At 62.1% G+C, this 14,718-nt stretch carries 12 protein-coding genes; 8 read left to right on the top strand and 4 right to left on the bottom strand.

Going from position 1 to position 14,718, the window contains the following annotated elements; all coding sequences use genetic code 11:
- Window positions 1-101: 101 nt before the first annotated feature.
- A complete protein-coding gene (locus tag EJ066_RS02920; protein WP_126034742.1) occupies window positions 102-1,172 on the bottom strand; it encodes a LacI family transcriptional regulator in 1,071 nt (356 codons plus the stop codon).
- A gap of 419 nt (window positions 1,173-1,591) precedes the next feature.
- Here EJ066_RS02920 and EJ066_RS02915 point away from each other — a divergent pair, with 419 nt between their 5' ends.
- The 8 genes from EJ066_RS02915 to EJ066_RS02880 all read left to right on the top strand — a co-directional run bounded on the left by EJ066_RS02915 (window position 1,592) and on the right by EJ066_RS02880 (window position 9,697).
- On the top strand, window positions 1,592-2,830 hold the full coding sequence (locus tag EJ066_RS02915) for an ABC transporter substrate-binding protein (protein ID WP_126034740.1): 1,239 nt from the start codon (window positions 1,592-1,594) through the stop codon (window positions 2,828-2,830).
- Between the two features lie 102 nt (window positions 2,831-2,932).
- The gene (locus tag EJ066_RS02910; protein WP_126034738.1) at window positions 2,933-3,826 is read left to right on the top strand and encodes a sugar ABC transporter permease; all 894 of its coding nucleotides are present in this window, start codon (window positions 2,933-2,935) and stop codon (window positions 3,824-3,826) included.
- Complete coding sequence (locus EJ066_RS02905) at window positions 3,819-4,754, top strand: carbohydrate ABC transporter permease (protein WP_189644418.1); 936 nt, start codon at window positions 3,819-3,821, stop codon at window positions 4,752-4,754. Before EJ066_RS02910 ends, EJ066_RS02905 begins: the two co-directional genes overlap by 8 nt.
- Window positions 4,754-5,875 carry a sn-glycerol-3-phosphate ABC transporter ATP-binding protein UgpC gene (ugpC, locus tag EJ066_RS02900; RefSeq protein WP_245455063.1) on the top strand — a complete coding sequence of 374 codons (1,122 nt, stop codon included), beginning with the start codon at window positions 4,754-4,756 and terminating at the stop codon, window positions 5,873-5,875. The genes EJ066_RS02905 and ugpC overlap by 1 nt, the downstream gene beginning before the upstream one ends.
- Before the next feature lie 72 nt (window positions 5,876-5,947).
- Window positions 5,948-6,694: a sugar phosphate isomerase/epimerase gene (locus EJ066_RS02895; RefSeq protein ID WP_126034736.1), complete on the top strand. Its 747-nt coding sequence runs from the start codon at window positions 5,948-5,950 to the stop codon at window positions 6,692-6,694.
- An 11-nt stretch (window positions 6,695-6,705) separates the two neighbouring features.
- A complete protein-coding gene (locus EJ066_RS02890; protein WP_126034734.1) occupies window positions 6,706-7,848 on the top strand; it encodes a Gfo/Idh/MocA family oxidoreductase in 1,143 nt (380 codons plus the stop codon).
- Window positions 7,849-7,997: 149 nt separating this feature from the next.
- Window positions 7,998-9,044: an L-glyceraldehyde 3-phosphate reductase gene (gene mgrA / locus EJ066_RS02885; RefSeq protein ID WP_126034732.1), complete on the top strand. Its 1,047-nt coding sequence runs from the start codon at window positions 7,998-8,000 to the stop codon at window positions 9,042-9,044.
- A 248-nt stretch (window positions 9,045-9,292) separates the two neighbouring features.
- On the top strand, window positions 9,293-9,697 hold the full coding sequence (locus EJ066_RS02880; RefSeq protein ID WP_126034730.1) for a Fur family transcriptional regulator: 405 nt from the start codon (window positions 9,293-9,295) through the stop codon (window positions 9,695-9,697).
- Window positions 9,698-9,784: 87 nt separating this feature from the next.
- On the opposite strand, the gene EJ066_RS02875 is transcribed toward EJ066_RS02880, so the two are convergent.
- The 3 genes from EJ066_RS02875 to polA form a co-directional block, all read right to left on the bottom strand.
- Entirely contained in the window at window positions 9,785-10,756 is a 972-nt protein-coding gene (locus EJ066_RS02875) for an IS481 family transposase (RefSeq protein ID WP_126034506.1), read from the bottom strand.
- A gap of 464 nt (window positions 10,757-11,220) precedes the next feature.
- Complete coding sequence (locus tag EJ066_RS02865) at window positions 11,221-11,451, bottom strand: hypothetical protein (protein ID WP_126034726.1); 231 nt, start codon at window positions 11,449-11,451, stop codon at window positions 11,221-11,223.
- A gap of 135 nt (window positions 11,452-11,586) precedes the next feature.
- Window positions 11,587-14,553, bottom strand: coding sequence for a DNA polymerase I (polA, locus tag EJ066_RS02860; RefSeq protein WP_126034724.1), 2,967 nt, complete (start codon window positions 14,551-14,553; stop codon window positions 11,587-11,589).
- Window positions 14,554-14,718: the final 165 nt, after the last annotated feature.

The raw sequence follows: 14,718 nt of genomic DNA, 5'->3' as shown, positions 1-14,718 counted from the left end.
CCCAAGGCTGCCAGTCAGCAGCGCGCATTTTGCAGCCAAGTGGAATCATTTGGCGTCGCAGAAATGCGGCTAACACAAATAGATGGAACGGGATGCCCAGTTCAATTTGAACGTATCCCGCTCTGGTCGGAGCGGCGATAGGCCAGAACCTCGGTCGGCGCGCTCAGGCTCTGCAGTGAGCCAGGTGCGGCGCCGCCGATCCAGCCCAGCACGGAGCGGGCGAGCTCGGCGCCGGCCAGCCGGAAGTCCTCGTTGACGACCAGCAGTTCCCTGCGGAACAGATGCAGCAGGTCCGACGATTGCTTGGACACCACGTCGACGTCCCGGCCGAGCTTGAGGCCAGCGTCCTCGATGCCGGCGACGATGGCGAGGGTGGCTGCGGCGGCGCTGCTGACGAAGCCGTCCGGCCTGACGTCGCGACGCATCAGCTGCGCGGTCCTCATCCTGATCTGTTCGATCGAGTGGTCGATCGAAACGGTGTTGAACGGGATCTCGCTGGCGCCGACCTCGCTCAGTGCATCGGTAAAGCCGTTCAGCGCATGGCGGTGATAGGTCAACTCGACCGGCGGCGCCAGCAGCGCCAGCCTGCGGCGGCCGATGCCGGCCAGGTGGCGCACGGCCTCGGTCGCGAACGCGTAATTGTCGAAATCATGGTAGGGATGGATCAGCCCCATATCGGTGCGGCCGTGCGTGGCAAAGGGGATGCCACGCTCCAGCATGTAGCGGGCCCTGGGGTCATTTGGCTGGGTGCGCGAAATGATGACGCCGTCGGCGGAGCCGGTTTCCACCAGATAGCGTATCGGGTCCAGCGGATCCTGCGAGCGCGAATAGGGCGTGACGATCAGGTGATAGGGCGTGTCGGCGATGACCTCCGAGACGCCGTAAATGATGTCCGAGACAAAGCTCATGATCTCGTGCTCGGTGTTGAGCACGAGGCTGATGACGTTGGTCTTGCCGGTTCTGAGGCGCACGCCGGCACGGTTGGGCCGGTAGCCGATCTGCTTGGCGACGAGCTGGACGCGCCGCCTGGTCTCGGCGCCGATCTCGGGCGCGTCCTTCAGCGCCCGCGACACGGTGGTGACGCCCAGCCCGGTCATGAAGGCAAGCGTCTTCAATGTCGGCCGGCCCTGTTCCGACGCCTCGTCGTCCTTTTCCGTCTGCTGTCTGTCCATTCATCCCGCCCGTCAGGCGCATAACAGTTGCCGTGCAGGCCGGCAATCGGCGAATTGCGGCTCGCCCGCGATTTTCGCCTGATGAACACCCTATATCCTGAAACGTTACAGATTGTCACTTGCCATCGCCAACGGCTGATGGAAAGGTACTCTGCACGAGCGACGCTGCATTCGATGCCAGTCGTTGGAGCGCCGGCAAGGGCCTGCACGGCGGAACGAGATTTCGCCCAATTTCATGCATTGCAGCATCATTCTTGCAATGCAACCTACCTTGTTGCGGTGCAACGGAAGACAATTGCGTGGGCGAATTTGTTCGTGACTCGAAGAAATCTTGAGCGGCTCCCATTCGAGGGGTTGCGTGCCCCTCGTAATTGCCTTATCGAAAATCTGTAACGTTTCAGATTCTGGGAGGAGCCGAAATGCGATACCAATTCATGACCGCTGCGCTGGCGGTGACAGTCGCGCTGCCGTTCGCCGGCCCGGCGGCGGCGACGGATCTGGAAGTCACCCATTGGTGGACTTCGGGCGGCGAGGCGGCGGCGGTCGCCGAATTCGCCAAGGCGTTCGACGCGACGGGTAATCATTGGGTCGACGGCGCTATCGCCGGCTCCGGCGGCACGGCGCGGCCGATCATGATCAGCCGCATTACCGGCGGCGACCCGATGGGCGCGACCCAATTCAACCACGGCCGGCAAGCGGAAGAACTGGTGCAGGCCGGCCTGATGCGCGACCTGACCGATCTCGCCACCAGGGACAAATGGTTGGAAATCGTACAGCCGAAGAGCCTGCTCGACGGCTGCACCCTCGACGGCAAGATCTATTGCGTGCCGGTCAACATTCACTCCTGGCAGTGGCTGTGGCTGTCGAACGCGGCCTTCGAAAAGGCCGGCGTGCCGGTGCCGAAGAATTGGAATGAATATGTCGCAGCCGCCCCCGCGCTGGAAAAGGCAGGCATCATACCGCTCGCGGTCGGCGGACAGCCGTGGCAAGCCTCCGGCGCCTTCGACGTGCTGCTTACGGCGGTCGGCGGCACGGAGACCTTCTTGAAGGTCTATCGCGACAAGGACGCGGAATTCGCCGCCGGGCCAGAGGTCGCCAAGGTGTTCAAGGCCGCGGACGATGCCCGCAAGATGGCGAAGAACACCAATGTGCAGGACTGGAACCAGGCCACCAATCTGGTCATCGCCGGCAAGGCCGGCGGCCAGATCATGGGCGACTGGGCGCAGGGCGAGTTCCAGGTTGCCGGCCAGACCGCCGGCAAGGACTATACGTGCCTTCCCGGCCTTGGCCTGAACGAGGTCATCGCCACCGGCGGCGATGCCTTCTACTTTCCGCTGCTGCAGGATGCTGAAAAGTCCAAGGCGCAGGAAGCGCTGGCCGAAACGCTGCTCGATCCCAAGACGCAGGTCGCCTTCAACCTCAAGAAGGGTTCGCTGCCGGTGCGCGGCGATGTCGACCTCGAGGCGGCGAATGACTGCATGAAGAAAGGGCTCGACATCCTGGCCAAGGGCAGCGTCATGCCCTGGACGGACCAGTTGCTGTCGCAGGACACCCAAAAGCAGAAGGAGGACCTGTTCTCCGAATTCTTCGCCAAGCCTGACATGACCGTGGAAGAGGCACAAAAGCGCTTCGCCGAGATCGTCGCTTCGGCGGACTGACTATCGACGGACCGCTCGCTCCCGGCCCGCGACCGCGGGGCCGGGAGCTCAGGGTCAGGATCTTGACCCTACCGCCCTTACCCGATCCGGCCGGCTGTGCAGATGAGCAAGAGCAAACGCCCCAACCAACTCTTCCGCAACCTTAATGCCAAGGTCGCCTCCATTCCGATGGTCCTTACAGCACTGGTGATCTTCGTCGGCGGCAGCGCGTGGACGGTGCTCTATTCCTTCACCAATTCGAAGCTCCTGCCGCGGCTGAACTTCGTCGGGCTCGACCAGTATTATCGGCTGTGGTCGACGCCGCGTTGGCTGGTCTCGATTGAGAACCTCCTGGTCTACGGCGTGCTGTCGCTGGTGTTCTCACTCGTGATCGGCTTTATGCTGGCGGCGCTGCTCGACCAGAAGATCCGCTTCGAGGATACGTTCCGCACCATCTTCCTCTATCCGTTCGCGCTCTCCTTCATCGTCACCGGTCTTGTCTGGCAGTGGCTGCTCAACCCGGAGTTCGGAATCCAGGGGGTGGTGCGCGGGCTCGGCTGGGAAAGCTTCAGCTTCGATCCGCTCTACAATTCCAACATCGTCATCTACGGCATATTGATCGCCGCGCTCTGGCAAGGCACCGGGCTCATCATGTGCCTGATGCTGGCGGGCCTGCGCGGCATCGACGAGGATATCTGGAAGGCCGCGCGGGTGGACGGGATACCCATGTGGAAGACCTATCTTTTCATCATCATCCCGATGATGCGACCGGTCTTCATCACCGCGCTTGTCATTATCGCTGCCGGTATCGTCAAGGTCTATGACCTGGTCGTCGCCCAGACCAGCGGCGGTCCCGGCATCGCCTCCGAAGTGCCGGCCAAATATGTCTACGACTACATGTTCTTCGCCCAGAACCTCGGCCAGGGCTTCGCCGCCTCGACCATGATGCTGCTGTCGGTGGTGATCGTCATCGTGCCGTGGGCCTATCTCGAATTCGGAGGCAAGAAGCGTGTCTGACCATGCCGTTTCCCTGCCTGCCGGTAAGGGCCCTTTCAGGCTTGAGGCGTCCGGGCCGCGAGGACCGAAGCCGCGGCATGTGTTCTCGCGCCGCAACATCTTCCTCTACGGCACGCTCATCGTGGTGGCGCTGTATTATCTCCTGCCGCTCTATGTGATGGTGGTGACGTCGCTCAAGGGCATGCCGGAGATACGCCTCGGCAACATCTTCTCACCGCCGCTCGAGATCACCTTTGAGCCTTGGGTGAAGGCCTGGTCCAGCGCCTGCACCGGCCTCAACTGCGACGGGCTCTCGCGCGGCTTCTGGAATTCGGTGCGCATCACCGTCCCGTCGGTCATCCTGTCGATCGCGATCGCTTCCGTGAACGGCTACGCGCTTGCCAACTGGCGCTTCAAGGGGGCCGACACTTTCTTCGTCATCCTGATCGTCGGCGCCTTCATCCCCTATCAGGTGATGATCTATCCGATCGTCATCATCCTGCGCGAGATCGGCCTCTACGGCAGCCTAAGCGGTCTGGTGATCGTCCATTCCATTTTCGGCATGCCGATCCTGACACTGTTGTTCCGCAACTATTTCGCTTCCATGCCGGAGGAACTGTTCCGGGCGGCGCGCGTCGACGGCGCCGGCTTCTGGGGCATCTATTTCCGTATCATGCTGCCGATGTCGCTGCCGATCTTCGTCGTCGCCATCATCCTGCAGGTGACCGGCATCTGGAACGACTTCCTGTTCGGCGTCGTCTACACCCGCCCCGACACCTATCCGATGACGGTGCAGCTCAACAACATCGTCAACTCGGTGCAAGGCGTGAAGGAATACAACGTCAACATGGCCGCCACCATCCTGACCGGCCTCGTTCCGCTCGTCGTCTACTTCATTTCCGGCAAGCTCTTCGTGCGTGGCATCGCCGCCGGCGCGGTGAAAGGATGATGATGACAAGAATCGGAAATCCCAGTGGTTCAATCCAGAATCCCAGTGTCTCAATCCAGGACCTGTCGCTGAATTTCGGCGCGATCTCGGTGCTGGAGACGCTCAATATCGATGTCGCCGAGGGCGAATTCATCGTGCTGCTCGGTCCGTCCGGCTGCGGCAAGTCGACCTTGCTCAACTGCATCGCCGGCCTGCTCGACGTTTCGGACGGCCGCATCTTCATCAAGGGCAAGAACGTCACCTGGGAAGAACCCAAGGACCGTGGCATCGGCATGGTGTTCCAGTCCTATGCGCTCTATCCGCAGATGACGGTGGAGAAGAACCTGTCCTTCGGGCTGCGCGTCGCCGGCATTGCCAAGGACGAGATCGCCAAGCGCATCGCACGCGCCGCCGAAATCCTGCAGATCGAGCCGCTGTTGCAGCGCAAGCCGTCGGCGCTTTCGGGCGGCCAGCGCCAGCGCGTGGCCATCGGGCGGGCACTGGTGCGCGACGTCGACGTCTTCCTGTTCGATGAGCCGCTTTCCAATCTTGACGCCAAGCTGCGCGCGGAACTGCGTGTCGAAATCAAACTGCTGCACAGCAAGCTGCAGAACACCATGATCTATGTCACCCACGACCAGATCGAAGCGATGACGCTGGCCGACCGCATCGCGGTGATGAAGGGCGGCGTCATCCAGCAGCTCGACGCGCCGCAGACCATCTACAATCGCCCGGTCAACCGCTTCGTCGCCGGCTTCCTCGGCTCGCCGGCGATGAATTTCCTCGACGGCAGGCTGGAAAAGCACGATGGCAGCTGGCACTTTGCCGTCGAGGATGTGCGCATCCCGCTTGCCACCTACGCTTTCGAAAAGGAGCCCGTGCCGGGAGCGGCCGTGTTCGGTATCCGGCCCGAGCATGTCGCGTTCAACAGCGGCGCTGGATGGCCGTTCACAGCCACGGCAAATGTCGTGGTCGTCGAACCCATGGGTTCCGACACGCTGGTCTGGCTGAAGCTCGGGAACCAGAATTTCACGGTGCGGGTGACATCGGAGCGCACGCCAAACAATGCCGACACCGTGAGCATCGGTTTCGACCCGATGCGCGCTTCGCTGTTCGACGCCGCAACCGGCAACCGCCTGTAACTCCCCAGAATCTCATTCCCAAGAAACTTCACCTCAAGCACATCCATCCCCCAGAGAACGGACACAGAGACGATGAACTGGTCATTCCAACTTTACAGCGCCCGCAATTTCCAACCTTGGGAAGGCGTGCTCAAGATGCTGGGCGAGCTCAGCTACGCGCAGGTCGAGGGGTTCGGCGGCGTCTATGACGACCCCAAGGCATTCCGCGCCGAACTCGACAAGAACGGGCTCGCCATGCCGACCGGCCATTTCTCGATCGATGCGCTCGAAAAGGATTTCGACGGCGTGCGCAAAATCGCCGACGCGCTCGGCATCACACTGCTCATCTGCCCTTATCTGGTCGCCGAACTCAGGCCGACCGACACGGCCGGCTGGCGCGGCTTCGGCGAGCGCCTAGCCAAGGTCGGCGAGACGGCTGGCAAAGCCGGCTACGGCTTTGCCTGGCACAACCATGATTTCGAGTTCAAGACGCTCGCCGACGGCTCGGTGCCGCAGGACCACATCCTGTCGACAGCGCCCGACATCGGCTGGGAGATGGACGTGGCCTGGGTGGTGCGCGGCGGCGGCGATCCGCTGCCCTGGATCGAGAAGTATGGCAAACGCATCGCCGCCGTCCATGTCAAGGACATCGCCAAGCCCGGCGAGGGCCTCGACGAGGACGGCTGGTCGGATGTCGGCCACGGCACGGTCGACTGGGCCGGCCTGATCAAGGCGCTGCGCGCCAAGAGCGCCGCCAAATACTACGTCATGGAGCAGGACAACCCCAATGACATCGAGCGTTTCGCCCGCCGCTCGATCGCAGCCGCCAAGACCTATTAGGAGCAACCAGCATGGCAAAAAAACTTGGGATCGGCGTCATCGGCTGCGGCAACATCTCGAAAGCGTATCTCTCGTTTGCGCCGCTGTTTCGCGGCATCGAGATGCGCGCCTGCGCGGATATCAACATGGATGCGGCCAAGGCGCGGGCGAAGGAGTTCAAGCTGCGCGCCGAGACCGTCGAAGGGCTGCTCAAGGCCGGCGACATCGACATCATCGTCAACCTCACCGTTCCGGCTGTGCACTACGAGGTGTCGAAACAGATCCTCGATGCCGGCAAGCACGTCTATTCGGAAAAGCCGTTCGTGCTGTCGGTCAAGGAGGGGCTCGACCTGAAGAAGCTGGCGGAGAGAGACGGACTGCGCATCGGCTCGGCGCCCGACACTTTCCTCGGCGGCGCGCACCAGCTTGTCCGCAACCTGATCGACACTGGCAAGGTCGGCAAGATCACCAGCGGCACATGCCATGTGATGAACCACGGAATGGAGCATTGGCATCCCAATCCGGACTTCTTCTTCCAGCCTGGCGCTGGTCCGGTGCTCGATATCGGGCCCTATTACATCACCAATCTGATCCAGCTGATCGGGCCGGTGAAGCAGGTGGCGGCCTTCGCTTCGATCCCGACGACGGAACGCACGATCTCGTCCAAGCCTCGCGCGGGCGAAAAAATCCTGGTCGCCACGCCGACGACGATTCACGGTTTGATGGAGTTCGAGAATGGCGCCGTGGTGACGCTCAATACAAGCTGGGACGTGTGGGGCCATGGCCATGCGCCGATGGAACTCTATGGCGAGTTGGGTACTGTGTTCTTGCCGGACCCGAATTTCTTCGGCGGCGACGTTCGCTTCACCGACGCCGCCAAGCCGGTCAAGAAGCTGCCGAAATGGAAGCATCCGTTTGGCGTGGCCAACCAGATGCATTCGCATGGCATGATGGCCAACTACCGCACCGCCGGTCTCGCCGACATGGCGCTGGCGATCGCGGAAGGCCGGCCGCATCGGTGCTCGATGGAACTGGCGCTGCACGCCGTCGATGTGATGACCGGCATGTTGCGGTCTGGCGCGAGCGGAAAGTTCGTTGCCATGCAGACCACCTGCGAACGGCCCGCGGCACTGGGCGTCAAGGAGGCGAAGGAGCTGTTGGCGAAGAAGAAATAGGGTGCGCGCTTCAGCGATTGCGACAAATGTTGTTTACCGTCGACCCCTCTCCCCGTTTCGGCGGGCAGAGGCTAAAGGGTGAGAGGCAGAGCCGACTCACCCTTTTACGGTGGCAACTGCCGGGCTCGCTTTGATCCAAAGGATTTCCCATGCCCTATGTCCCCGCCGAAAACCGCTACGAGAAAATGGTCTACAATCGCTGCGGGCGATCCGGCCTGAAATTGCCGGCAATCTCGCTCGGGCTCTGGCACAATTTCGGCGGCGACACGCCGCACCGGACCAAGCAGGCGATCGCGCGCAAAGCCTTCGATCTCGGCATCACGCATTTCGACCTCGCCAACAATTACGGCCCGCCGCCCGGTTCGGCGGAGACGGCTTTTGGCGAAATCCTGCGGACGGATTTCTCCTCCTATCGCGACGAGCTGATCATCTCGACCAAGGCCGGCTACGAGATGTGGGCCGGGCCCTATGGCGAATGGGGCGGGCGCAAATATGTGCTGGCCAGCCTCGACCAGAGCCTGAAGCGGATGGGGCTCGACTATGTCGACATCTTCTATTCGCACCGTTTCGACCCCGACACGCCGCTGGAAGAAACGATGGGCGCGCTCGATCACGCGGTACGCTCCGGCAAGGCGCTTTATGCCGGCATCTCCTCCTACAATTCGCAGCGCACGCGCGAGGCCGCCGACATATTGAAGCAGCTCGGCACGCCATGCGTCATCCATCAGCCGAGCTATTCGATGCTTAACCGCTGGGTCGAGGACGACGGTCTTCTCGACACGCTGGAGGGGCTCGGCGTCGGCTCGATCGTGTTCACGCCGCTGGCGCAAGGCATGCTGACCGACAAATATCTCGGCGGCATCCCTGAGGGCAGCCGCGCCAGCCAAGGCAAGTCGCTGAAGCCGGCTTTCATCAATGACAAGACCATCGCCAACATCAAGGCGCTGAACGCCATTGCCGGACGCCGCGGGCAGACGCTGGCGCAGATGGCGCTGGCCTGGGTGCTGCGCAAGGGCCGGGTGACCTCGGCGCTGATCGGCGCCAGCCGGCCGGAACAGGTCGAGGATTGCGTCGGCGCGCTGAAGGCGCTCGACTTCAGCGATGCCGAGCTCGCCGAGATCGACACGTACGCACGCGAAGCCGACATCAATCTGTGGGCCGCCTCCGCGGAGCGCAAGGGTCCGCCGAGGAAGTGATCCACCGCGGAAGCGACTGGCAACGCATAGCCGAACAGGTGCGGCGGGAACGGCTCCCGCCGTTTTCATTGACTCGGCCGCTAATGCCCGGTCGGAGTTCGGTACTGCTGGGAGTTGGCCGGCTTCTGGGCCGTGCCGACACGGAAACAGTGGCAAAAAAGTCCGTTCGTCGCTATCTGGATAGGACTGGAGCCGCTTGCATGCGGAAATGACATGCAATTGGCGCAAGACGAGTTGGAAACAGGATCATGGCGGCAAGGGATGTGCTGACGAAAAACCAGTTGTGCGTGCTCGAGAAACTCGAGGCCGCCAGCGGGCCACTCAGCGCCTATACATTGCTCGACCAGCTTCGCGAGCGGGGCTTCCGCGCACCGCTGCAGGTCTATCGCGCACTCGACACGCTGGTGAAGTCCGGTTTCGTGCACAGGCTCGAAAGCCTCAATTCCTTTGTCGCCTGCGCCGAGCCGCACGACCACAGCCATTCGATGACCGCCTTTGCCATCTGCGACACATGCGGGCAGGTGACGGAGTTCTCCGACCACGATGTCGGACACCGGCTGGACGAGTGGGTGCGCTCGACCGGCTTCGCCGCCAAAAAGGCAGTGATAGAGTTCCGCGGCACCTGTGCGAAGTGCCGGGCTGAGGCGGCTTAGATCAGGAAGCCTGAGGGCAAAGCTCGAAATACAGGGTAAGGAAGCGGATCGGTCTTGGAAGCCTCGTCGAGTGCCAATGATGAGTACCTAGCTGTGGAGCCTCAACAGGTTGTCCTCGGACAATCCGAGGCGACTGATGGGTGTTTTGGATTTTAGGCTGCCATGCGGGCGGTGCCAATTGTATCGGTGCAGCCAGACGGGCAGCTCGGCAGCACGGCGATCTGAGGTCGTGTAGGCTCTTGCGTAGGCCCATTCTCTGAGCGCGGTCTGGATGAAGCGTTCGGCCTTGCCGTTGGTCTTGGGCGTGTAGGGCTTGGTTCGGATGTGTTTGAGGCCGAGGGCTTTGCAGGCGGCGCGGAAGGCGCGGCTTTTATAGCAGCCGCCGTTGTCGGTCATGACCCGTGAGGTGGTGACGCCAAGGCTGGCATAGTAGGCGATGGCGGCGTTGAGGAAGGCGACGGCGCTTTCCTTTTTCTCGTCGGGCAGGATCTGGCTAAAGGCGATGCGGGAGGCATCGTCAATGCAGACGTGGACGAACTCCCAGCCCGCGCCGCCTTTACGGGAAGTCCGGCCATTGCTTTGGCCGGTGCGATCGCCGGTGATGCGATGGCCGATGCGGTCGAAACGGCCGAGCTTCTTGATATCGATGTGGATCATGTCGCCCGGCTCGTCACGCTCATATCGACGCACCGGCTCTGCTGGCTCAAGGTCCTTCAGCCGCGACAGCCCGGCCCGCGCCAGCACCCTGCTCACCGTCGCCGGCGAGACGGCGACCACACTTGCAATGTGCTTGCCCGTGAGGCGCTGGCGCCGCAGCGCAACGATCCGATCGGCCACAGCCCGTTCGGTCGCATTCGGACTGCGCCTGGGTCGCGACGAGCGGTCGACCATGCCGGCACGGCCTTCGGCCTTGTAACGCTCGACCCATCGCTTCACGACCTTCGCCGTCACCGCGAATTTCAACGCTGCTTGGGCTTGGGAAAGGTCGCCTTCCATGACCGCAAGCGCCATCTCCTCTCGACGAAGCGGCGTGAGACGGGCATTCTTATGAATGTTCATTCGGGTCCTCCGACGAATCTGAAGTGTGGTAACTCCAGTCTCCTCGGTCGGGCCCGAATGGACAACCTTCTGGAAACTCACAACTAGATAGAGCGGGATGCGTTCAAATTGACTGGGCATCCCGCTCTATCTATTTGTTTTTGCCGCATTTCTGCGACGCCAAGTGATTCCACATGGCTGCAAAATGCTCTAGGAAACGGGCCTTCTTGAGGTATGCCGGATGTGCAGGATTTCGATTGCATCGGCACGGGCGCGGCAGAAAACTTTGTAAGGATAGTGGCCTATGAAGAGAACGCGAACGTCAGGGATGTTGGTCGCGTGGCCACTTTCTGGGAATTCGGCAAGTCGCGAAATCCCAGCTTGAATCCGGGAAATGACTGAATAGGCACCCTGAGGCGACCGCTCTTCGAGGTAGTTGAAAATCGCTTCGCGTTCGGCAAAGGCTTGCCTCGTGAATCGGACCTTCATAGCCTGCGGCGAATGTCGGCAGCGCGAACCGTATCCTCATCTACGAAAGTGCCGTGATCGGCCTCTGCGAGTCCTGCTGTCACGGCGCGGCGCTCTGTTTCCGACGTGGCATACAGACCGATTCGGCGCGCCTCGATGACGCGGGCATAGTCGGCGAGTTCCTCTTGGTCTTCGTGAGGCCAAGCTTCCGCGTGCTTTACCAGGTTCTCAAGTGTCTTGGTGATCATTGGGATAATATAGCACACCGCTGCTTCTCGTGAACCTTGAACCGAAATATGGCTCAACGGCAGGCGCACAACCTGAGGAAAGTGAGCCACACCAGATACTGCCTTCCTAAACGGGAAGTCGATAGCGGCCCCGAACTAATGCGCCTCTTCCCAGTTGTTGGCCGCCCGCGCATCGACATGCAGCGGCACCGACATCGATACCGCCGGCATCGCGGCGTTCTCCATGACGTGGCGCACGACGGGGATTGTCGCCTCGACCTCCGCTTCGGCGGTCTCGAAGACCAGCTCGTCATGCACTTGCAGCAGCATGCGGGCGGAAAGCTTCGCCTTTTCCAGCGCATCGTCCATGCGCACCATGGCGCGGCGGATGATGTCGGCCGCGGTGCCCTGCAGGCGGGCGTTGATCGAGGCGCGCTCGTTGAAGGCGCGGACCGAAGGGTTCGACGACCGTATCTCCGGATAGTGGATGCGGCGGCCGAAGATGGTTTCGACATAGCCGTATTCGCGGGCATAGGCTTTGGTCGCGTCGATATAGTCGCGGATGCCCGGGAAGCGTTCGAAATATTTCTTGATGTAGGCACCGGCCTCCTCGCGCGGGATCGACAGCTGGTTGGCGAGGCCAAAGGCGGAAATGCCGTAGATGATGCCGAAATTGATCGCCTTGGCGCGGCGGCGTATCTCCGCCGGCATGCCTTCGACCGGCACGTTGAACATTTCCGACGCGGTGATGGCATGGATGTCGGCACCGTCGGCAAAGGCCTGCGTCAACTGCGGGATCTCGGCGACATGGGCAAGCACGCGCAGCTCGATCTGGCTGTAGTCGGCGGAAACCAGCTTATTGCCGTTGTCGGCGATGAAGGCCGTCCTGATCTTTCGCCCCTCGACGGTGCGCACCGGAATGTTCTGCAAATTGGGATCGGAGGACGACAGCCGTCCCGTTGTGGTCGCGGCGAGGGCGTATGAGGTGTGGACGCGCTTCGTATCGGGATGGACGAAACCGGGCAGGGCATCGGTATAGGTCGATTTCAACTTGGTCAGCTGACGCCAGTCGACGATCTTGCGCGGCAGCTCGTGGCCTTCCGCGGCAAGGTCTTCGAGAAGTTGCGCTGAAGTCGACCACTGGCCGGTCTTGGTTTTGGAGCCGCCGGGCAGGCCCATCCTGCCGAACAGGATGTCGCCGAGCTGTTTTGGCGAGCCGATGTTGATGCGCTCGCCGACGAGCTGGTAGATTTCATCCTCCAGCCGCGCGGCGCCCTGTGCCAGCTCGCCGGAGAGCCGCGACAGGATCTGCCGGTCAACCGAGATGCCGCGCTGTTCCATCCTTGCCAGCACCGGCACGAGCGGCCGTTCCAGTCGCTCGTAGACCGAGACGAGGCCCTTGGCGGCAAGTCTTGGCTTCAGCACCCGCCAGAGCCTGAGCGTCACATCGGCGTGCTCGGCGGCATAGGCCGTTGCCTTGTCGATATCGACCTGATCGAAGCCGACGAAGCTTTTTCCCGAGCCGGCCAGTTCCTTGAGGGGAATGGTCGAATGGCCGAGCCACTTCTCCGACAGAGCCGCCATGCCGTGGCCGCCGGATGTGCCGGCGTCGAGCACGTAGGAAATCAGCATGGTGTCGTCGAAGGGGGCGACATCGATGCCGTGGCGGCTCATGACGACGAGGTCGTATTTCAGCTCCTGCACGATCTTGAGAACAGACCTGTCCTCCAGCAACGGCTTCAGGACGCCAAGCGCCTCACGGATCGGAATCTGGTTTTCGACCACACCGCCTCCGAGCAGGTCGCCGTTGCCGCTTTTATGAGCGAGCGGCACATAGGCGGCGCGCCCGGGCGCGGTGGCCATGGAAAAGCCGATCAGCTCGGCCTGCATCGGATCGGTCGAGGTGGTCTCGGTGTCGAAGGCGACGATGCCGGTCTCCATCGCCTCGGCGATCCAGGCCTTCAGCGTGGCTGTGTCGCGGATGGAGACGTAGGCGCTGGTGTCGATTTTCCTGGCGGTGGCGTCCTCGAAGCGAAGCGCCGACAGAAGGGAAGGGGTATCGCCTTCCCTGGGCTCTGCCTTGGCGGCGGTCGGCGCCGCTCGCCCGGCTTCGTCTGTCACGGCGCCCGCCGCGCTTTCGGCGGCTGCCGGCATTCCAAACCCCACATCGGGACCATGCGCGGTGTCGGCGCGCTCGATTGTAACGGCGACGGCCTGGACATCAGCCGGCTCCGTTCCGGTCGCTTCCGCCACGCGGCGGGTCAGCGACGAGAACTCCATGGTCTTGAGGAAGCCGATCAGCTTTGGCCCGTCGGGCTCGTGCAACGTGAAATCGTCGAGCCCCTCGATCACCGGCACGTCGTTCTTCAGCGTCACCAGTTCACGCGAAATGCGCGCCTTGTCGGCATTGGCGATGATCGATTCGCGGCGCTTCTCCTGCTTGATTTCGCCGGCGCGTGTAAGCAGTCCATCGAGGTCGCCGAACTGTTCGAGCAGTTGCGCCGCCGTCTTCGGGCCGATGCCGGGCACGCCCGGCACGTTGTCGACCGAATCGCCGGTCAGCGCCTGCAGGTCGATCATTTTTTCCGGCGTCACGCCCCATTTCTCGACGACTTCGGGAATGCCGATCTGGCGGTCCTTCATCGGGTCGTACATGCCGACGGTTGCGCCGACCAACTGCATCAGATCCTTGTCGGAGGAGATGATGGTGGTGTCGCCGCCGGCTTCGCGGGCAAGCCGGCAATAGGTGGCGATCAGGTCGTCGGCCTCGAACCCTTCCATCTCGATGCAGGGCAGGTTGAAGGCCTTGGTCGCCTGGCGGATCAGGCCGAATTGCGGGATCAAATCCTCCGGCGGTGCCGAGCGGTTGGCCTTGTATTCGGGGTAGAGATCGTTGCGGAAGGTTTTCGACGAATAGTCGAAGATCACGGCGAAATGCGTCGGCACCACGCCGACATCGGTGTTGCGGGCGTCCTGCGTCAGCTTCCAAACCATGTTGCAGAAGCCGAGCACGGCACTGACCGGCAGGCCGTCGGATTTACGGGTCAGTGGCGGCAGCGCGTGATAGGCGCGGAAGATGTAGCCGGAGCCGTCGATAAGGAAGAGATGATCGCCTTTTTTCATGGGACGAAGGGATAGCGCGGCGCGATGCTGCGGTCCATGCCAAAGGCGGCTTCAGCCACCGGTTCCGGCAACACCCTGACAGAGCCGGCATCCCGATAGACTTGGCCGCCACAGAACTGGCCGCTCACGCGTATGTTACAAAAGTGTAATTTTCGCGCCCTTGAA

This window comes from Mesorhizobium sp. M9A.F.Ca.ET.002.03.1.2 (assembly GCF_003952365.1).
Classification (GTDB): Bacteria; Pseudomonadota; Alphaproteobacteria; order Rhizobiales; family Rhizobiaceae; genus Mesorhizobium.
The sequence above is the reverse complement of the archived record's forward strand: the minus strand, read 5'-3'. Positions and strand labels throughout refer to the sequence as shown.

Coding starts and splice junctions, on each gene's coding strand:
- EJ066_RS02920 (WP_126034742.1), bottom strand. CDS start 1,172: ATGGACAGACAGCAGACGGAAAAGGACGACGAGGCGTCGGAACAGGGC.
- EJ066_RS02915 (WP_126034740.1), top strand. CDS start 1,592: ATGCGATACCAATTCATGACCGCTGCGCTGGCGGTGACAGTCGCGCTG.
- EJ066_RS02910 (WP_126034738.1), top strand. CDS start 2,933: ATGAGCAAGAGCAAACGCCCCAACCAACTCTTCCGCAACCTTAATGCC.
- ugpC (WP_245455063.1), top strand. CDS start 4,754: ATGATGACAAGAATCGGAAATCCCAGTGGTTCAATCCAGAATCCCAGT.
- EJ066_RS02895 (WP_126034736.1), top strand. CDS start 5,948: ATGAACTGGTCATTCCAACTTTACAGCGCCCGCAATTTCCAACCTTGG.
- EJ066_RS02890 (WP_126034734.1), top strand. CDS start 6,706: ATGGCAAAAAAACTTGGGATCGGCGTCATCGGCTGCGGCAACATCTCG.
- mgrA (WP_126034732.1), top strand. CDS start 7,998: ATGCCCTATGTCCCCGCCGAAAACCGCTACGAGAAAATGGTCTACAAT.
- EJ066_RS02880 (WP_126034730.1), top strand. CDS start 9,293: ATGGCGGCAAGGGATGTGCTGACGAAAAACCAGTTGTGCGTGCTCGAG.
- EJ066_RS02875 (WP_126034506.1), bottom strand. CDS start 10,756: ATGAACATTCATAAGAATGCCCGTCTCACGCCGCTTCGTCGAGAGGAG.
- EJ066_RS02865 (WP_126034726.1), bottom strand. CDS start 11,451: ATGATCACCAAGACACTTGAGAACCTGGTAAAGCACGCGGAAGCTTGG.
- polA (WP_126034724.1), bottom strand. CDS start 14,553: ATGAAAAAAGGCGATCATCTCTTCCTTATCGACGGCTCCGGCTACATC.